This window comes from Dietzia sp. SL131, assembly GCF_026672565.1.
Taxonomy (GTDB): Bacteria; Actinomycetota; Actinomycetes; order Mycobacteriales; family Mycobacteriaceae; genus Dietzia; species Dietzia kunjamensis.
Window position 1 is genome coordinate 1,327,071 of the sequence record NZ_JAPPRI010000003.1, and the last position, 18,757, is coordinate 1,345,827.

An 18,757-nucleotide genomic window follows, 5' to 3' on the forward strand; every position below is an offset into this window, starting at 1 on the left:
CCTCGGAGACTCGACCGCTGGCCAAGACACAGGTCAGGCAAAAAACATGGTGTAGACACTCAAAGAAGCGTGCCAAGTCTCAAGAATTTAGCTATCGCTTATTGCTATCGATTTCTTCATATCTAGTTCACGTGATCCATTAATTCGCGATGCCATCCAATGTAGTCGGTTCTCCAGTTCACTTCCCTGCCGGCGTGCTCGTCGATGAATTCACGAATGAACCGAGTCCATCTTCCCCTCCCAATTAAACCTTCTTGGCCCATGGTTATCCAGCTCGTGCGAGGAAACTTGCGAAGCTTGTTGCTTAGTAGGTCAAGAATCCAAGACTGAACTGATAGAGACTTTTCAACGGCAGAATCAGCTTCTGATCTCGCTGGCGAGTATCCGGCATGAACGATTCGGTGACGAAGGGGCCGCGCGCTCGATTTCCACGCTGACCAGGGTGATTGGCGTGATGTCCAGTCACCCCCGAGGCGGGGTTGAAGTACACGTTCGACTACGCTACCTCGCGTTTCATACTGGAAAAATTGCGCAGCATACTCTGGCGTGATCGAATTTGGGGTGACGAATTGTTCTTCCCACATCAAGCATGTGGCAATCGCGACCGCGAAAGATTCTACAAAAGTAATGCTGTTAGAGACAGCGTCATAGTAGTTTCCCCGCACATTCATGGCATACTTTGAACGCATTGCCCATTCGAGAGATAGGGATAAAGGATCGCCAGATTCAATCTGATGGGCGAAGAACTGGGCTGCCTCCTCCAATTCTCGATCGCCGCCATCTTTGAGTTCGGGATTTGACCAGTCCGGAGAACGCGTTAGCGTCTCAAGCAATACTATTGATCCGGACCAATCCAGCCTTCTGAAATCCAGTATGGACCAGTCTTCAGTCTCAACATCGGCGGTCCAAACTGGGAGAAATTCTGGCAGGTCTTCGTATGACGGTATATGGACACGGTATTTCGTGGCCAAAAGGTATGCTCGCGCAACTAATGCAATTGCCGAAACTACTCTGTTTATCGGGTCGTGCTCAGTCGGAATATTGCGGGCGTCATGCGATCTGACCTCAACTGCAGGCGAAGGCATAGTGGTGATCGCATCGACTACCGTGTATCGGTATTGGATACCTGTAGTGGGGGGCGTATCGTCATCAGAAATCAAAGATTCAAGTTTAAGGACGTCTCGGATTGAGTTGAACTGAATGTCGGCCTGGCCGATATCGCTATGTCCTTCATAGAATTGAAGGAATGTGCGTTCAGAAACTCCAGTTTCGGAATTCGGACCATGGAGGCTGATTTTCTGCCCACTGTAAACAGGTAGCGGATGAGGGAGTCTTACGATTGTGCGAAAGAGTTTCCCCGAATAGGCCACACTGACGCCTTCCTGTTCGCATGCAGATAAATATCTAACGTCTCGATAGTTGGATCAGCCGCGATTATTTGGCATTCATAGTAGCAACCGGTCGGGTTCGCTCACGCGAGTTCGACGATCTCCATGTACTCCTGGCTCCACAGGTCCTCCGTGCCGTCCGGCAGGATGATGACGCGCTCCGGCTCGAGGGCCTCGACCGCGCCCGGGTCGTGGGTGACCAGGACGACCGCGCCCTCGTAGGTCCGTAGAGCATCTAGAACCTGCTCGCGGGAGATCGGGTCGAGGTTGTTGGTGGGCTCGTCGAGCAGCAGCACGTTGGCCGCCGAGGACACCAGCCCGGCCAGCGCCAGACGCGTGCGCTCACCGCCGGAGAGCGTGCCTGTCGGCTGCTCGAGCTGTGGACCGGTGAACATGAACGCCCCCAGCAGGCTGCGCAGCTCCTGCTCCCCCGCGTCCGGCGCGGCGTGGCGGATGTTCTCCCACACGCTGGCGTCCATATCCAGGGTGTCGTGCTCCTGTGCGAAGTAGCCGATCTTGAGCCCGTGCCCGGAGACGACGCCGCCCTCGCCGTCGGTGCGTTCCACACCGGCGAGCAGCTTGAGCAGAGTCGTCTTTCCGGCACCGTTGTAACCCAGCACCACCACGCGGCTGCCCTTGTCGATCGCCAGGTCGACTCCGGCGAACACCTCGAGCGAGCCGTACATCTTGGTCAGGCCCTTGGCGAACAGCGGCGTCTTGCCACAGGCCGCGGGAGTGGGAAACTTGATCCGCGCAGCCTTGTCGGCGACGCGGACCTCGTCGAGATTGTCGATCATGGCGTCGGCACGCCGGATCATCTGCTTGGCGGCGGCCGCCTTGGTGGCCTTGGCGCCCAGCTTGGCGGCCTGCATCTTGAGCTGCGAGGCCTTTTTCTCCGCATTCGCCTTCTCACGTCGGCGCCGGGCCTCGTCCGTGGCGCGGGCGTCGAGGTACTTCTTCCACCCCATGTTGTAGGCGTCGATCTCCCCGCGCACGGCGTCGAGGAACCACACCTTGTTCACCACGGCCTCGAGCAGCTCGACATCGTGGGAGATGATGATGAGCCCGCCCTCGTGCTTCTCGAGGAACTGGCGCAGCCAGGTGATGGAGTCGGCGTCGAGGTGGTTGGTGGGCTCGTCGAGCAGCAGCATGGTCTGCGACTTGCCGGCACCGTCGGAGGCGGCGAACAGGATCCGCGCCAGCTCCACGCGGCGGCGCTGACCGCCGGACAGGGTGCCCAGATTCTGGGTGAGGATCCGGTCCTCCAGCCCCAGGCTGTTGCAGATGCGGGCGGCCTCGCTCTCGGCCTCGTAACCGCCGCGGGCGGAGAACTCGTCCTCGAGGCGCCCGTACTTACGCACGGCCTTGTCCATGGCCTTGTCGTCCGGGGCGGAGACCATCTGCTCCTGGGCAGCGGTCATGTCGGCCATGATCACGTCCAGCCCGCGGGCGGAGAGGACCCGGCTGCGCGCGAGCTGGTCCATGTTGCCCTCACGCGGGTCCTGCGGCAGATATCCCAGGTCCCCTGTCCGTACGACCTTCCCGGCGTAGGGTTCACCTTCGCCGGCGAGGATCCTCATCGTCGTCGTCTTACCCGCGCCGTTCCGTCCCACCAGGCCGATCCGGTCGCCGGGCTGGACCCGCAGCGAGGACCCGTCCATGTGGAGCAGGGTGCGCACGCCGGCGCGCACCTCAAGGTCGTCGATGGTGATCACGTGCGCGGGTACCTCGCTGTAGCGTTCGGGGAAGAGTCGGCGGCCCGCCCGCTGGCGAGTCCGGGCCGACCTGCCACTCTACCTGCGGCGCGAGTGCGCCGACGAGTCCGGTGACGTGGGTCTCCGCGACCAGAGAGCGTGCGCCGAGTTCGCCTTCCGGCGGATTCTCTTGCCGCGCGTCGGTCGCTGCGACCTGTGGGCGGCCTGACTGGCGTACGTCGGGTGAGGTCGGCGCCTTGGCGGCGTCGCGCCCTGCTGGCCGCCGGCCGACCGCTGTGTGCAGCCGCTCCTGTGCCTGGCGCCTCGCTTCTGCAGATGGCCACGACTGCCCTCCTCGCCCCTCACGATGGCGTCTCGCCCGCGCATCGGGGCAGGCCAGGCGCCATCGTGAGGGGCGGCTGCAAAAGCCTGGCCACCCCGCCCGGCCCGCCTTCAACCCCCGCTGCGCCCGTACAGGTTCTGCACGCTGCGGCCGATCGGACCGTGGTCGTCCGAGAGCAGGGTGTCGGTGAGCACCCCGTGGCCGGGCCCGCCGATCGTCTCCGAATCCAGGCGCACCCAGCCGGGCGCGGGCTCGCGGTGCAGGGAGACCACCAGGTCGCAGTTGATCGTCGGGTGGTCGACCGGGTCGGTGGCCAGGGAGACACCGCTCGCGGAGTCGGCCACCACCACGGTGTGCTGCCACCCGGTCATCCGCTCCCCGGCGACCAGGTCGACCCGCGCCCGCCCCCACGCCCGGGCCGGACCCAGTTCGTCCCCGCCGCCGGAGGCGTAGGAGAAGTCGACCACCGAGAGGTACCCGCCGGCGTGGGCGAAACTCATCATGGGATCGCGCTCGCGCCTCTCGGGCACCGGCGGCGCCGCATGATCGCCCACCACGGGATAGTCCTCGGGAGTGCGCCGCATCAGCCAGCCGCGCGCGACCAACGTCGACCGGCCGCCCACGGACGCGGTCGCCTCGAGCAGCTCCACGCTGCGCCCGGGTCGGATCGTGCGCACCTCGATGTCCAGGGGCGCCACCGGCACGGGGCCCAGGACGTCGACGGACACCCTCGCCAGTCTCATGTCCGGGGCGGAGTCGGAGCCGGTACCGGCCCGTTCCATGGCCCGCACCAGCAGCGCGCTCGGCGGGCCGGCGTGCTGGGCCTCGGCGGACCACGGCCCGGCGGTGAGCGCCGTGGACTCGAAGCGGGCCTCGTCGACCTGCTGGTAGAACGCGTCGGACATGGGTCCCCTCTCGTGCGGGCGGTAGTGTCGATCCTGATGAATGCTACGGGTGGCGGTCTGTACGACGTCGCTGTCGTCGGGCTCGGTCCCGCCGGCCGCGCGCTCGCCTCCCGCTGTGCCGCATCCGGTCTCACCGTGTTGGCGCTGGACCCGCGCCCGGATGCGCCGTGGCGCCAGACCCTCTCGGTGTGGGCCGACCAGATTCCTCCGTGGCTGCGGGCCGGGGCGTGCGGGGTGGACGTGTTCGCCCACACCGTGCCGGTCGCCGCCCTGTACGCGCCCGACAGGGCCGTGCTGCACCGTGAGTACGCCGTGCTGGACAACGAGGCCCTGCGCCGCGCGCTGCCGCTCGGCCCCGGGGTCACCGTCGAACGCGCGGAGGTCGACGACACCGGGGTCCGGGCCCTGACGGCTCGCGCGTACCGCGTGGTCGACTGCCGCGGCGCCGGCGGCCGGCTCAACCGGGGGCCCCTCCAGACCGCCTACGGGATCGTCGTGGACGCGGCCGACGCGGCGCCGGCGCTGGGCGGGGAGAACGCCCTGTTCATGGACTGGCGGACCGACTATCTCCGCGGCCGGAACGACGACGACAGCGACGACGACGAGGTCGGGCCCAGCTTCCTGTACGCGATCCCCGTGGGACCGGACCGGGTACTGCTGGAGGAGACGTGTCTGGCGGGCCTGCCCGCTCTGGATCCCGCCGTCCTGGCGAGCCGGCTCCGCTCGAGACTGACGGGCCGGGGGGTCTCCCCCGCGGCGATCGCGTCGCCGCTGTCCGTCGAGCGCGTACGGATCCCGCTCCTGCCCCGCGCCGAGCTAACGGAGGACCCGCGGGTCGAGGCGTTCGGCACCGCCGGTGGCCACGGGCACGCGGCGACGGGGTACTCGGTGGCGGCGATGTTGGCGGCGGTGCCGGCGGCGGTGCACGCGATCGAGGCGGGATACCCGTTGCCGGCACCGCGGTCGCCGCTGAGCACGGCCCTCCACGGTGTCGGACTGCGCGTACTCCTGCGGGCTGATGAGCGCACCCTGCGGGCGCTGTTCAACGCCTTCGGTCGGCTCGACGGTCGCCGCCAGCGCTGGTTCCTCGACGCCGCGAGCCCCTCCTACCAGGTGGGCGCGGCCATGTGGGGCATGTGGGCCACGATGCCCGCACGGGACAAGGCCGGGATGGTCGCGGCGGTGCTGCGCCCGTCGGCTCGTACGTCGGGCGGGGGTGTACCGATCACCTCAGCCGGAACGCGGACGGTACCCGTCGAAGGTGAGTGACAGGCCGCCCGGACGCCGCGAGAGGTGGAACATGGTCGACAGCGCCACGGCCGCGACGGCCACGGCCACGAGTTCGAAGGTCTCCTCGATGTACATCAGGACGAGATAGGGCGTCGACATGCCGGCGTCCGCGCGGTGGACGAGACCGGTCAGGCTCTCGATGACGATCGCGCCGGTCAGGAAGACCACGGCCGAGAGGATCAGTGCGAGAACCACCCGACGCTTCAGCGCCAACACGAGGCGGATCAGCAGCGCTCCGACGACCAGCGCGATGATCGCGCCGGGGATCACCCAGTTGTAGAAGGTGTCGAACGGCAGGTACGGGGCCATCCTGTCCCCCACCACGAACAATCGCTCGTGCAGGGCGGAGGCCTCGTCCACCGAGGCGGTGACGCCGACCGCGGCGAAGAGCCACCACGACTTCCGGAACCTGTCGGCGGTGAGAGCGGCGAGGGCGGCGAAGATACCGACGAGGAGCCAGATCGTCGAGGCGAACCACACAGCGATGTTGCCCTCGGCGCCGATGTCGAAGGCCGTCCACAGGAGGTTCCAGGTGTGCCAGGGCTGGTCGCTGCCCGTGCGGTGGACCATGAGGAGCAGGAAGCCGGACAGCGGCGCGAGCAGGATCGACGGGGGCAGCACCACCCACGCGGTCGCCTTGGTGAGACTCATCGTCCGGGCCCGGGCCCGGGCCCGGTCCTGAGAACCGGCCGCGGCGTCCGCCGCGCCGCGGTCCTCATCCGACGGGGTGTCGATCGGGCCACCGGAGGGTCCGCCGACCGGACGGTCTGACGGTCGGTCAGCGGGGCGAGACATGTATTCAGCGTAAACGGCCGGTGAACGGAACAGCCAATCAGGTCGTCTGGCCCCCGGCCGGAAGAACGACCCGGACACGAAGAGCGCCCGCCCCCTCTCGAGGGGGCGGGCGCTCTGTCGCGTGACCGGGGCGCGGCTACACCGTGAAGCCGATGGCGCGGAGCTGCTCGCGGCCGTCGTCGGTGATCATCTGCGGTCCCCACGGCGGCATCCAGACCCAGTTGAGCTCGAGGTCGTTGACGAGATCGGCGCCGATCGTCGCGCTGCGGGCCTGATCCTCAATGACGTCCGTCAGGGGGCAGGCCGCGGAGGTCAACGTCATGTCGACGCGGGCGATCGTCGAGCCCTCGGTCTCACCCGGGCGAACCCAGATGTCGTAGACCAGCCCGAGGTCGACCACGTTGATCCCGAGCTCGGGGTCGACCACGTCGCGCATGGCCTCCTCGAGGTCCGCGACGAGGGCCAGGTCCTCCTCGGACTGCTCCGGCCGGTTGGGGTCGGGGCGGAACTCGCCGTTGTAGACGGTTCCGGCCGGGGTGGCGTTCTCCTCGGTCGACGCGGACTCGTCGACCGACGGATCGTTGGCAGGGGTCATCTGCTCGGTCATGTCACTCACTCCTGATGGTGTTCGGTCTGTCGGCCGAGGGCGTCCTTGAACGCCATCCAGCCCAGCAGTGCGCACTTGACGCGCGCGGGGTACCTCGACACCCCGGCCAGCGCCACGGCATCGTCGAGGATCTCCTCGTCGCCCTCGTCCTGTCCGCGGGAGGAGATCATCGCCTGGAAGGCGTCGACCACCTCCAGCGACTCCGCCACGGGACGGCCGACCAGCAACTCGGCCATCATCGAGGTCGAGGCCTGGCTGATGGAACATCCCTGCGCGTCGTAGGACACGTCCTCCACGGTGGCGAGATCGTCGGACAACCGCAACCGCAGTGTCAGCTCGTCGCCACAAGTGGGATTGACGTGGTGCACCTCGGCGCCGAAGGGCTCCCGCAGTCCGCTGTGCTGTGGACGGCGGTAGTGGTCGAGGATGACCTCCTGGTACATCTGCTCGAGTTTCACGTGAGTGCCCCTTCCACTCCGAAGAACTGCTGGGCCCGCCGCAGGGACCTCGCGAGAGCCTCGACCTCGTCGAGGGTGTTGTACAGCGCGAACGAGGCCCGCACGGTGGACTGCACGCCGAGCCGCCGGTGCAGCGGCCACGCGCAGTGGTGCCCCACTCTCACGGCCACACCGTCGTCGTCGAGCACCTGGCTCACGTCGTGGGCGTGGATGCCGTCCACGACGAAGGAGACGGCGCCGCCGCGCGAGACCATGTCCGTCGGGCCGACGATCCGGATCCCCGGGATCTGGCCGAGGGCGTCGAGCGCGGCCACGGTGAGGGACTCCTCGTGGCGGGCGATGGTCTCCATCCCGACCTGCTCGAGGTAGCGCACCGCCGCGGCGAGCCCGACCGCCTGGGACACCATGGGCACCCCGGCCTCGAATCGCTGGGGCGGGTCGGCGTAGGTCGTCTCCTCCATGGTGACGGTGGAGATCATCGACCCGCCGGTGAGGACCGGGGGCATGGCCTGCAGCAACTCGCGCCGGCCGTAGAGGACACCGATGCCGGTGGGCCCGAGCATCTTGTGGCCGGAGAACGCCGCGAAGTCGACGCCGAGGGCGTGGAAGTCCACCGCCATGTGCGGCACCGACTGGCAGGCGTCCAGCACCACGAGCGCGCCGACGGCCCGGGCGGACTCCACCACACGGGCGACGTCCGTCACCGCGCCGGTGACGTTGGACTGGTGGGTCAGTGCAACGACCTTGACGGCGTCGGTGAGCTCGAGCGAGTCGAGGTCGATCCGACCGTCGTCGGTCACGCCGTACCAACGCAGTGTGGCGCCGGTGCGTCGGCACAGCTCCTGCCACGGCACGAGGTTCGCGTGGTGCTCGAGCTCGCTGATGACGACCTCGTCCCCGGGGCCCACCGCGTACTCGCCGAATCGCTGGTCACCCAGGGCGAAGGCCACGAGGTTGAGCGCCTCGGTGGCGTTCTTGGTGAAGACCAGCTCGTCGACGTCGGCACCCACGAACCGCGCGATGTCGGCACGGGCGCCCTCGTAGGCGTCCGTCGCCTCCTCGGCGAGTTGGTGCGCACCGCGGTGGACGGCCGCGTTGGAGTGCAGCAGGAAGTCCCGCTCGGCGTCCAACACCTGCGTCGGGCGCTGCGAGGTCGCCCCGGAGTCGAGGTAGACCAGGGGCTTTCCGTCACGGACCGTGCGCTGCAGGATCGGGAAATCCGAGCGCACGGCGGTGAGATCGAGGGTCGAGGTCATGTTCTCCCAGCTGTCCGGTCAGGCGTTCGCCGGCGTCAGGTACTTCTCGTACCCGTTCGCCTCGAGCTCGTCGGCCAGTTCTGCACCACCGGAGGCGGCGACGCGGCCGTCGACGAACACGTGGACCTTGTCGGGGGTGATGTACTTCAGGATGCGGGTGTAGTGCGTGATGAGGAGGATGCCGCCGTTCTCCTCCGCCTTGTAGCGGTTGACACCTTCGGAGACCACGCGCAGCGCGTCCACGTCGAGGCCGGAGTCGGTCTCGTCGAGCACGGCGATCTTCGGCTTGAGCAGGTCCAGCTGCAGGATCTCGTGGCGCTTCTTCTCGCCGCCGGAGAATCCCTCGTTGACGCTGCGCTCGGAGAAGGCCGGGTCGAAGTCGAGGTCGGACATGGCCTCCTTGACCTCCTTCACCCAGTGACGGAGCTTGGGGGCCTCACCGCGGACGGCGGTGGCCGCGGAACGCAGGAAGTTCGCGGTCGAGACACCGGGGATCTCGGTGGGGTACTGCATGGCCAGGAACAGGCCGGCGCGCGCCCGCTCGTCGACCTCCATCGACAGGACGTCCTCGCCGTCGAGCGTCACGGTGCCGCCGGTGACCTCGTACTTGGGGTGGCCGGCGATGACGTAGGCGAGGGTGGACTTGCCGGAGCCGTTCGGCCCCATGATGGCGTGGGTCTGGCCCGACTCGATGGTCAGGTCGACCCCCTTGAGGATCTCGACGGTCTCGGGTGAGTCCTCGGTCGCGGCGACGCGGGCCGTGAGGCCCTTGATCTCGAGAGTGGTCATGGGTAGTGCTCGCAATCTGTGTGAGAAGTCGTGGGGGATGTACTGGCGGGGCTCGTCAGATGCCGGAGGACTCCAGCTCCAACTCGACGGCCTCGGTGATCCGCTCGCGCACCTCCGGCACGCCGATGCGGTTGATCACCTCGCCGAAGAACCCGCGGATCACGAGTCGCCGTGCGACGTCCTCGGGAATGCCCCGGGACATGAGGTAGAACAACTGCTCCTCGTCGAACCGTCCCACGGCGCTGGCGTGGCCCGCACCGGCGATCTCGCCGGTCTCGATCTCCAGGTTCGGGACCGAGTCGGCGCGGGCACCGTCGGTGAGCACCAGGTTGCGGTTCATCTCATACGTGTCGGTGCCCACGGCCCGGGCGCGGATCAGCACGTCACCGATCCACACGGTGTGTGCGTCCGGCAGGTTCGACTCGGCGTCGCCCTGCAGCGCACCCTTGTAGAGGATCCGCGAGGTGCAGTTGGGCTCCGAGTGGTCCACGAGAAGACGGTGCTCGAGGTGCTGCCCGTCGTCGGCGTAGTACAGGCCGTTGAGGGTGACCGTGCCGCCGGGGGCGGTGAACCGTGCGAACGGGGAGACGCGCACGAGCTCGCCACCGAACGTCACCGTCGTGTAGGTCAGTGTCGCGTCGCGGCCGACCTGCAGGTGGTGACCCGCGAGGTGCAGGGCGTCGTCGTCCCAGTCCTGGATGAGCACGATCTCGAGGTGGGCGGAGTCGCCGACGATGAACTCGACGTTCTCGGCGATCGTTCCGCCGCCACGCTGGTCCACGACGAACGTGGCGTTGGCGAACGCCTCGAGGCGGACCTGGGTGTGGCCGTAGGCCAATTCGCCCTCGCCCGGGCCGTCGACGGTGACGTAGACGGGCTCGTCGATCACGGTCTCCTTGGCGACCGTGATGACGGTGGCCTCGGCGGCGGAGCTGAACGCCTGCGCGGCGACGCGGTCGCGGGGGGCCCCGGCCTCGCCGACGCGCTTGTCGTCCATGGCGACCGTCTCGACGGTCAGACCGTCGTGCTCGGCGACGGACGCCAGCAGGCGACCGGTCGCGGTGATGTTGGAGCCGTCGTGGATGCCGCGCAGACGACGCAGCGGGGTGAACCGCCAGATCTCGTCCTTGTGGCTGGGTACCTCGAAGGCGCCCACGTCGAACGACGAGAACTGGTCGCCCTTGGTGGCGTCGACGGGGACGCCGTAGCGGTCCGTCAGGGGTGCCGGGGTGGACCCGGTCTCGGGTGTGGTGGTGTCGGTCATGGTGGTCAGCCCACCGATCCTTCCATCTGCAGTTCGATCAGGCGGTTGAGCTCGAGCGCGTACTCCATCGGGAGTTCCTTGGCGATCGGCTCGACGAAACCACGCACGATCATGGCCATCGCCTCGTCCTCGGCCAGGCCGCGGCTCATGAGGTAGAACAGCTGGTCCTGGCTCACCTTGGAGACCGTGGCCTCGTGCCCCAGCGTGACGTCATCCTCCCGGATGTCGATGTAGGGGTAGGTGTCGGACCGGCTGATGTTGTCGACGAGCAACGCGTCGCACTCGACGTTGGACTTCGAGCCCTTCGCGCCGGCGTTGATCTGGACCAGACCGCGGTACGCGGACCGCCCGCCGCCACGAGCCACCGACTTGGAGACGATGTTCGAGGACGTGTTGGGCGCCAGGTGCAGCATCTTGGAACCGGTGTCCTGGTGCTGGCCCTCACCGGCGAACGCGACGGAGAGGACCTCGCCCTTGGCGTGCTCACCGGTCAGCCAGACCGCCGGGTACTTCATCGTCACCTTGGAGCCGATGTTGCCGTCGATCCACTCCATGGTGGCGCCCTCTTCGGCACGGGCACGCTTGGTGACGAGGTTGTAGACGTTGTTCGACCAGTTCTGGATGGTCGTGTAGCGGCACCGGCCGCCCTTCTTGACCACGATCTCGACGACCGCCGAGTGCAGGGAATCCGACTTGTAGATCGGCGCGGTGCAGCCCTCGACGTAGTGGACGTAGGCGCCCTCGTCGACGATGATCAGCGTCCGCTCGAACTGGCCCATGTTCTCGGTGTTGATCCGGAAGTACGCCTGCAGCGGGATGTCCACCTGCACGCCCGGCGGGACGTAGATGAACGAGCCACCGGACCAGACGGCCGTGTTGAGGGCGGAGAACTTGTTGTCACCGGAGGGGATGACCGAGCCGAAGTACTCCTCGAAGTACTCGGGATGCTCCTTGAGCGCCGTGTCGGTGTCCATGAAGATGACACCCTGGCTCTCCAGGTCCTCACGGATCTGGTGGTAGACCACCTCGGACTCGTACTGCGCGGCGACGCCGGCCACGAGCCGCTGCTTCTCCGCCTCGGGGATGCCGAGCTTGTCGTAGGTGTTCTTGATGTCCTCGGGCAGGTCCTCCCAGCTGGTGGCCTGCTTCTCCGTGGAACGGACGAAGTACTTGATGTTGTCGAAGTCGATACCGGACAGATCCGAACCCCAGGTGGGCATCGGCTTCTTGTCGAAGATCTTCAGGGCCTTGAGTCGCTTGGAGAGCATCCAGTCGGATTCGCTCTTCTTGGCGGAGATGTCACGCACGACCGCCTCGGACAGGCCGCGCTGCGCGGTGGCACCGGCGTCGTCCGAGTCGTGCCAGCCGTAGTTGTACTGGCCGATGGAGGCGATTCGTTCCTCATCGGTGGTCGGCTCCGTGACGTCGGCCGTCACCTGATCGGGGGTGATGGTCATCGCACTGTCCTTTCGGCGGTCGGTGCCGACGCGGACGCGTCGGCCGGTGCAGGGATCGTGGCCGCGAGGTCACTCACGGTCACGGTCCCGGTCGGGATGTTGGTGGTGCAGGCGCAGTTTCCGCCCGCGATGGTGGCGAGCCGCTGGACGTGGGTGCCCACTATCTCGGACACCACCTCCTGCTCGGCAGCGCACAGTTCGGGGAACCGGGAGGCGACGTTCCACACCGGGCAGTGGTGCTGGCAGATCTGCAGGCCGGTGCCCGCCTCCTCTACGGAGGACGCGTAGCCGGCACCGGACAACGCCGTCGCGATGTCCGTGGCGGCGCGCTCGACATCGTGGGGCCCCTCGGCCGGACGGACGTGACCGATCACCGAGCGCACCCGCTCGCGGGCGAACTCCGTGACCGCGGCCGTGCCACCGATACGACGCAGGGCGGTCAGCGCCTCGACCGCCAGGTGGTCATACCCGTGGCGGGCGGTGCTGCGACCGGAGACGGTCATCTGGAACGCCTTGGCCGGGCGACCGCGGGTTCCCGCCGGCCGCGAACGGACGGCCTCCACCTCGCCGGCCTCGACCAGATGGTCCAGGTGTCGCCGGACACCGGCGGCGGTGAGCCCCAGCTCGTGTCCGATCTCGACGGCGGTGAGTGCTCCGCGCTCCAACAGGAGTTCCCGGATCGACGAGCGGGTGTCGGGCCGCGTGCTGCTCTCGAACACGTGCTGCACGCTCATACGCCACTCCCTTCCGGTTATGCTCGGTGCGCCCGGTCGGGACGCACCTCCTGATATTACGCAACACTTCTGTTTCGGAAATATTCCCCCCCACCCCCGGGCGCGCCGCCGGGGTGAGGTGTGCGACGACAGCGGCGGTGGAGGAAGGGTCGGGACTGTGGCACGCGATTACCCCAGGCGTGGTGCCGGGTCGGTCACCTCCCGCCTCCACGCGCAGGAACTGTCCACCGGGTCCCCGTTGTCCGCGGAGATGGCCCGCCTGCGCCGCATCCGTCTGATCGGCACCACCGCCGCCGTGGCGATGGCGATCGGGGCGCTCGGGGCCGGCGCGTTGCCCGTCCTGCAGAACCCGATCGCCGGCGAGCGACTGTTCGGCCTGTGGCTGCGCCTGCAGCAGTCCTCGATGACGGTCGTCATGGCGGGGATGGTCACGGTGACCCTGTGTTGGCTGCTGCTCGCCCCGTACGTGCTCGGGCGGGATCGGCGGGGCCGGATCAGTGGTCGGATCGACCGCACGACGCTCGACCGGGTGATCGCGTCATGGGCGCTCCCCCTCGCGCTGGCGCCGCCGATGTTCAGCCGGGACGTCTACAGCTACCTGGCACAGGGAGCGATCGGCAACGAGCTCGACGATCCCTACGAACTCGGACCGGTCCCTGCACTGGGGACCTCCCACGCGCTCACCATCAACGTCCCGGACATCTGGCGCGATACGCCCAACCAGTACGGACCGCTGTTCCTGGGGGTGCAGAAGGTCATCCACGGGCTCACCGGCGACGACGTGGTGGCCGGGACCATCCTGCACCGGGTCGTGGCCGTGATCGGGATCCTCATGCTGGGCTGGGCCGTCCCACGGCTCGCCGAGTACTGCGGCGTGTCCGACGTCGCCGCCCTCTGGCTGGCCGTGGCCAACCCCCTGGTCCTGTTCCACCTCGTCTCCGGCATCCACTCCGAGGCGCTGATGATGGGCCTGCTGGCGGTCGGACTGGTTCTGGCGCTCCGCGCGGTGGACGCCCCCGGATCCGGGTGGCGCACCACCTCGCTGTTCATCCTGGGCACCGTCCTGGTCACCGGGTCGGCCCTGGTCAAACTCCCCACCGTGGTGGCGTTGGGGTTCATCGGCATGGCCCTGGCGCGCCGGTGGGGTGCGAGCTGGTCCGCCACCCTGCGCGCGGCGTCGGTCATGGTGGCGGTGAGCGGTGTGACCACCGGGGCGGCGATGGTTGTCACCTCGTCCGGCCTCGGCTGGATCACCAAACTCGGGGCGGCCACCTCGCTGCGCAGCTGGCTCTCCCCGCCCACCGCGCTCGGTGTGATCGTCGGCGGGATCGGACAGTATCTCGGGCTCGGGGACCACACCGAACAGATCCTCGTCATGGTGCAGACCGCCGCCCTGGTCGCGGCCGGCGCGTTCACCGTCCGCATGCTGTTCGCGGTCCAGGCGGGTCGGATCAACCCGGTCGGCGGGCTGGGGGTGTCCATGGCCGCGATCGTCCTGTGTTTCCCCGTCGTGCAGCCCTGGTACGTCCTGTGGGCGCTGGTCCCGTTGGCCGCGTGGGCCTCACGGGTGGAATTCCGCCTCCCGGTGGTCGCCGTCAGCGCGGTGCTGGCCTGCTTCACCCTCCCGCCGGGTGCGGGACTGCCCCCGTTCGTGACCGTCCAGGCCTGGGCGGCGACCGTGGCGGTGGTCGCCGTCCTGCTCGTCGCACTGTTCCGGTGGCCGGGGCTGTTGCGCTTCCGCTAGCCGGACCGGCCTACACTCGGATCCCGTGACCTCTCCGACGGATACGCCCGCGCTGCACGTCGAGGGGCTCGTCAAGAGGTTCGGGGCGACCACCGCCGTCGCCGGCCTGGACCTGCGACTCGAGCGCGGGCAGGTCATGGCCCTGCTGGGACCCAACGGGGCGGGCAAGACCACCACGGTCGAGATCTGCGAGGGATTCGCCCGTCCCGACGCGGGCACCGTGCGGGTGCTGGGCCTGGACCCGGTCATCGATCGCCAGCGGGTCCGCAGCCGCATCGGGATGATGCTCCAGGGTGGCGGCTCCTACCCCGCCGCCAGGGTGGGCGAGATGCTCCGGCTGGTGGCGTCCTACTACGCCGATCCCCTCGATCCGGACTGGTTGCTGGGCGAACTCGGGCTCACCGAGCACGTCCGGACCCCGTACCGGCGTCTGTCCGGCGGCCAACAACAGCGGCTGTCCCTGGCGATCGCGGTCATCGGCCGGCCGGAGCTGGTCTTCCTCGACGAGCCGACCGCCGGTCTCGACGCCCAGTCGCGCCGGGCCGTGTGGGACCTCGTTCACGCGCTGCGTCGCGACGGCGCCGCGGTGCTGCTCACCACCCACCTCATGGACGAGGCGGCCTCGCTCGCCGACGAGGTCGTGATCGTCGACCACGGCCGGCGCGTCGCCTCCGGGACGCCCGCCGAACTCGAACGCGCCGGGACCGCGGAGGGCGTCACCCTCGTCGTCGACGGCGAGGTGTCCCCGTCGCTGCTCGCCGGCGTTTTCGGTGGGGAGCACACGGTCGCGGCGGGGACCGCCGCCGGCGTCCTCGAGGTCCACGGCCCGGTCTCCCCCGAACTCATGACCGCCATGTGTGCAGCCCTCGAGCGTGCCGGCGTCCAACTCACCTCCCTGGCCACCCGCACCAGGAGTCTCGAGGAGGTCTTCCTCGACCTGACCGGACGGGAACTGCGATGACCCACACCCAGACCGGCGGCAATCGCTTCGCCCCCGGCACCTTCGCCCGCCCGTCGGCGCCGGCGTCCCCGGCCCGGATGACCGCCGCCCAGACCCGTATGGAGCTGGCCCTGTTCCTGCGCAACGGTGAACAGCTCCTCGTGGCCCTGGTCATCCCCGTCGCCATCCTCTTCGGCCTCACCGCGATCGACTTCGGTGCGGTACCGGATCCGCGGGTCGATCACGCGATCACCGCGGTACTGACCATCTCCGTCATGGGGACAGCCTTCACCGGCCAGGCGATCGCCGTGGGCTTCGACCGCCGGTACGGCGCCCTCAAACGTCTCGGGGGCACCCCCCTGCCGCCGGCGGTCATCATCCTCGGCAAGATCCTCGCGACGCTCGTGCTGGTGGCCGGCCAGGCGGTCGTCCTCGGCGTCATCGCGGCGCTGCTGGGATGGCGGCCCGAACTCCCGGGGCTGGCGCTGGGGGCGCTCGTGATCGCCCTGGGATCGGTGGCGTTCTCCGCCATGGGGCTCCTACTCGGGGGCACCCTGCGTGCGGAGATCGTCCTGGCCCTGGCCAACCTCATCTGGTTCGTCCTCATCGGGGGCGCCGGACTCGCGATCGGGGTGGTCGATCTCCCCTCCGCGGTGGCCGACCTCCTCGTCGTCGTCCCCTCCTACGCGCTGACCTCCGCGCTGGGCACGGCGCTCGCCGGTGGCGTCCCCGCTCTGGCCGCGCTGTCCCTGGTCCTCTGGACGGCCGTGTGCGGCGGATTTGCCGTGCGTCACTTCTCGTTCACCTGATAGCAGACCCCGGCGCGCCGCGGCCTAGAATCGGGGCCGTGACCTCGACATCGCACGCCCCGACCTCCGGAACCCCGGCCGCGAGCGACCCCGGGCGACCGACCGGACCGTTGTCCCGCCTGCCCGTTCCGTCGATCCGGGTCCAGAAGGGCGTCGCGCTCGCCAACGTCATCGCCCAGATCGGCATCATGACCACCGGCGTCACCGTGCGCGTGACCGCCTCCGGTCTGGGTTGCGAGACCTGGCCGCAGTGCAACGAGGCCAGTTTCGTGCCCGTCCCCGGCGCCGCACCGGCGCTGCACCAGGCGGTCGAGTTCGGCAACCGCCTGCTCACCTTCGTCCTGGCGGCGGTCGCCGTGGCGCTGCTCCTCGCGGTGTACCGCGCCGGGCGCCGCCGCGGCCTCAAGGTCCTCGCCTGGGCCATGCCGGCGGGCATCCTCGCCCAGGCCGTGATCGGCGGGGTCACCGTCCTGGCCGGCCTCGTCTGGTGGACCGTGGCGCTGCACCTGCTTCCCTCGATGATCCTCGCCTGGCTCGCCGCCGTCCTCTTCGTGCGCATCGGCGAGGCCGACACCGCGCCGCCCCGGCGGGTCATGCCCAAGCCCATGACGTGGCTGACCGTGCTGTCGGCCGTCCTGCTCACCGGGGTCCTCACCACTGGGACGATGGTGACAGGCGCCGGACCCCACGCAGGCGACGCGCGCATCACAGCGGCAGATCGCCTCCAGATGCCCATCCAGTGGCTCGTCCACTTCCATGCCGAACTCATGGTGGGCTACGTCTGTCTGCTCATCGGGTTGCTGGCCGGGCTCGTCGCGCTGCGGACGGAGGGCCCCGCGATCCGGCGGAGCGCGATCCTCATCGGACTCATCGCGGCGCAGGCGGTCATCGGGATCACCCAGTACCAGCTCGGGGTGCCCGAGCTGCTGGTCGTGGCGCACGTGACCCTGGCGGGTGCGATCACCGCCGTCACCGGCGCCCTGTGGGCGGCGGGGGTCATCCGGGACCGCGTGCCGGCCTGACAGGGTCGCCGACCCCGGTAGGGTCGCGGGGTACGCGTCGCCTCTGTACGGGTGACGGCCCGGTGCGCGTCCTCTCCGGTCCCTTCGGGGCGCGCACCAGGCCGACCGAAGAAGCAACGGCGGCCCCGCCGATCGGCGGGGCCGCTGTTGTCGCGCGGGAGGTCAGACCAGGGAGCCCGATCCGGCCATGCGCTTCCAGTGTCCGGCGGGGACATCGGTACGCGAGACCAGCTCGCGCGTCCAGTCCGATCCGGTGAGGCCGGAGATCCCGTCGCGGACCGCCTCGGCCTGCGACAGGCTGTCGACCATCGTGTCCCCCAGCACGCCGTCGGCGCCGACCAGGGTGACGCGGACCCCGCAGCGGCCCACGGGCTGGAGGACGACGTCCGCCGCGCCGCCGTGCCGGGACAGGAACTTCTCGACGAACTTCACCGTCTTGGCCGGTGGGGTGGGACCCGCCGGCACCGGCGCCGCTTCGATCTTCTCGGCGGGTGCCTTCTCGGTCGGCTGGACCTCCGCGGCGGCCGGCTTCTCCGACTCCTGCGCCGCGGGCTCGTCGGCCGGGGGCACCGCCGCCGGCTGGGACGCGGCCGGCGCATCCGCCGGGCGGTCGGTCGCGGACGGCGCCGGAGCGGCCTTCCCCGCCGTCGGCTCGTCGCTCTTCCCCTCGGCCGCGGAGTCCGTGGTGGCCGAGTCCGTGGTGGCGGAGTCCGTGGTGGCGGCGGCGCCGCCCAGTGTCAGGCCACCGCTCTTGCCCCCGCCCGGCGCCTTGGCCTTGCTCCCGCCGCCGAGGGTCAGGCCACCCGACTTACCGCCACCGGGCGCCTTGGCCTTGCTCCCGCCGCCGAGCGTCAGGCCACCGGACTTCTTCTCCGTCGACACGGTGGACGCATCGGCGGCGGAGGTGGAGTCGACGTCGGACGTGGAGTCGGCCCCCGCCTCGGTCCTCGCCTCGGTCGGGGTGGCGGGGTCCGCCTGAGCTACGGGTGCTGCGTCCGGCGTGGCGGTGGACGTGGCGTCGTCCTTCTCATCCTTCTTGTCACCAGCGGAGGCGGCAGCCGCACCTGCGGCTGCCGCGGCACCGGCCGCGCCACCCAGGACGAGCTTGCCCGCCGACCCCCGCCGGGAGCCTTGGCCTTGGACCCACCGCCGAGCTTCAGTCCCCCGCCGGACGTGGTCGCCGGGGCGGACGCTGTCGGGGCGGACCCTGCCGGAGCGGCCACCGGCTCGTCCGACGACTTCGCGGCCGTGCTCGGCTTGGT

17 protein-coding genes are annotated in these 18,757 nt (G+C 69.0%); 5 read left to right on the forward strand and 12 right to left on the reverse strand.

The genetic code is table 11. The annotated features are described in order from the left end of the window. Positions 1 to 122: 122 nt before the first annotated feature. From OVA21_RS06995 to OVA21_RS07005, 3 genes are all read right to left on the reverse strand, one after another. On the reverse strand, positions 123 to 1,370 hold the full coding sequence (locus tag OVA21_RS06995; RefSeq protein ID WP_268092109.1) for a hypothetical protein: 1,248 nt from the start codon (positions 1,368 to 1,370) through the stop codon (positions 123 to 125). A 101-nt stretch (positions 1,371 to 1,471) separates the two neighbouring features. Then, positions 1,472 to 3,103, reverse strand: coding sequence for an ABC-F family ATP-binding cassette domain-containing protein (locus tag OVA21_RS07000; RefSeq protein ID WP_119191698.1), 1,632 nt, complete (start codon positions 3,101 to 3,103; stop codon positions 1,472 to 1,474). Between the two features lie 432 nt (positions 3,104 to 3,535). After that, positions 3,536 to 4,330: a thioesterase family protein gene (locus OVA21_RS07005; protein ID WP_268092111.1), complete on the reverse strand. Its 795-nt coding sequence runs from the start codon at positions 4,328 to 4,330 to the stop codon at positions 3,536 to 3,538. 36 nt (positions 4,331 to 4,366) lie between these two features. On the opposite strand from OVA21_RS07005, the gene OVA21_RS07010 reads away from it, so the two are divergent. Next, positions 4,367 to 5,599, forward strand: a complete 1,233-nt coding sequence (locus tag OVA21_RS07010; RefSeq protein WP_268092112.1) for a lycopene cyclase family protein — start codon at positions 4,367 to 4,369, stop codon at positions 5,597 to 5,599. Here OVA21_RS07010 and OVA21_RS07015 read toward each other — a convergent pair. The 8 genes from OVA21_RS07015 to OVA21_RS07050 form a co-directional block, all read right to left on the reverse strand. After that, entirely contained in the window at positions 5,561 to 6,415 is an 855-nt protein-coding gene (locus OVA21_RS07015; RefSeq protein ID WP_268092114.1) for a hypothetical protein, read from the reverse strand. The two genes, OVA21_RS07010 and OVA21_RS07015, sit on opposite strands and share 39 nt — an antisense overlap. Before the next feature lie 136 nt (positions 6,416 to 6,551). Next, positions 6,552 to 7,010, reverse strand: a complete 459-nt coding sequence (locus OVA21_RS07020) for a metal-sulfur cluster assembly factor (protein WP_371517556.1) — start codon at positions 7,008 to 7,010, stop codon at positions 6,552 to 6,554. A gap of 17 nt (positions 7,011 to 7,027) precedes the next feature. Next, the gene (sufU, locus tag OVA21_RS07025; protein ID WP_120283272.1) at positions 7,028 to 7,480 is read right to left on the reverse strand and encodes a Fe-S cluster assembly sulfur transfer protein SufU; all 453 of its coding nucleotides are present in this window, start codon (positions 7,478 to 7,480) and stop codon (positions 7,028 to 7,030) included. Next, a complete protein-coding gene (locus OVA21_RS07030) occupies positions 7,477 to 8,736 on the reverse strand; it encodes a cysteine desulfurase (RefSeq protein ID WP_268092115.1) in 1,260 nt (419 codons plus the stop codon). The genes sufU and OVA21_RS07030 overlap by 4 nt, the downstream gene beginning before the upstream one ends. 18 nt (positions 8,737 to 8,754) lie before the next feature. Next, positions 8,755 to 9,525 (reverse strand): Fe-S cluster assembly ATPase SufC, encoded by a 771-nt coding sequence (sufC, locus tag OVA21_RS07035; RefSeq protein ID WP_067716304.1) that lies wholly within the window; start codon positions 9,523 to 9,525, stop codon positions 8,755 to 8,757. Between the two features lie 55 nt (positions 9,526 to 9,580). Further along, positions 9,581 to 10,789, reverse strand: a complete 1,209-nt coding sequence (gene sufD, locus OVA21_RS07040; protein ID WP_268092117.1) for a Fe-S cluster assembly protein SufD — start codon at positions 10,787 to 10,789, stop codon at positions 9,581 to 9,583. Between the two features lie 5 nt (positions 10,790 to 10,794). Continuing rightward, a complete protein-coding gene (gene sufB / locus OVA21_RS07045) occupies positions 10,795 to 12,246 on the reverse strand; it encodes a Fe-S cluster assembly protein SufB (protein WP_119191701.1) in 1,452 nt (483 codons plus the stop codon). Continuing rightward, positions 12,243 to 12,980 carry a helix-turn-helix transcriptional regulator gene (locus OVA21_RS07050; protein ID WP_120283282.1) on the reverse strand — a complete coding sequence of 246 codons (738 nt, stop codon included), beginning with the start codon at positions 12,978 to 12,980 and terminating at the stop codon, positions 12,243 to 12,245. The genes sufB and OVA21_RS07050 overlap by 4 nt, the downstream gene beginning before the upstream one ends. A gap of 157 nt (positions 12,981 to 13,137) precedes the next feature. Here OVA21_RS07050 and mptB point away from each other — a divergent pair, with 157 nt between their 5' ends. The 4 genes from mptB to OVA21_RS07070 are packed head-to-tail and all read left to right on the forward strand — an operon-like array spanning position 13,138 to position 17,495. Beyond that, on the forward strand, positions 13,138 to 14,724 hold the full coding sequence (gene mptB, locus OVA21_RS07055) for a polyprenol phosphomannose-dependent alpha 1,6 mannosyltransferase MptB (RefSeq protein ID WP_268092119.1): 1,587 nt from the start codon (positions 13,138 to 13,140) through the stop codon (positions 14,722 to 14,724). Positions 14,725 to 14,749: 25 nt separating this feature from the next. Further along, complete coding sequence (locus tag OVA21_RS07060; protein WP_096905450.1) at positions 14,750 to 15,685, forward strand: ABC transporter ATP-binding protein; 936 nt, start codon at positions 14,750 to 14,752, stop codon at positions 15,683 to 15,685. Then, positions 15,682 to 16,473, forward strand: coding sequence for an ABC transporter permease (locus tag OVA21_RS07065; protein ID WP_120283288.1), 792 nt, complete (start codon positions 15,682 to 15,684; stop codon positions 16,471 to 16,473). The genes OVA21_RS07060 and OVA21_RS07065 overlap by 4 nt, the downstream gene beginning before the upstream one ends. Before the next feature lie 38 nt (positions 16,474 to 16,511). Continuing rightward, on the forward strand, positions 16,512 to 17,495 hold the full coding sequence (locus OVA21_RS07070; protein ID WP_268092121.1) for a COX15/CtaA family protein: 984 nt from the start codon (positions 16,512 to 16,514) through the stop codon (positions 17,493 to 17,495). A 162-nt stretch (positions 17,496 to 17,657) separates the two neighbouring features. Here OVA21_RS07070 and OVA21_RS19255 read toward each other — a convergent pair whose 3' ends face one another. Then, positions 17,658 to 18,377 carry a hypothetical protein gene (locus OVA21_RS19255; protein WP_326493464.1) on the reverse strand — a complete coding sequence of 240 codons (720 nt, stop codon included), beginning with the start codon at positions 18,375 to 18,377 and terminating at the stop codon, positions 17,658 to 17,660. Positions 18,378 to 18,757 lie beyond the last annotated feature (380 nt).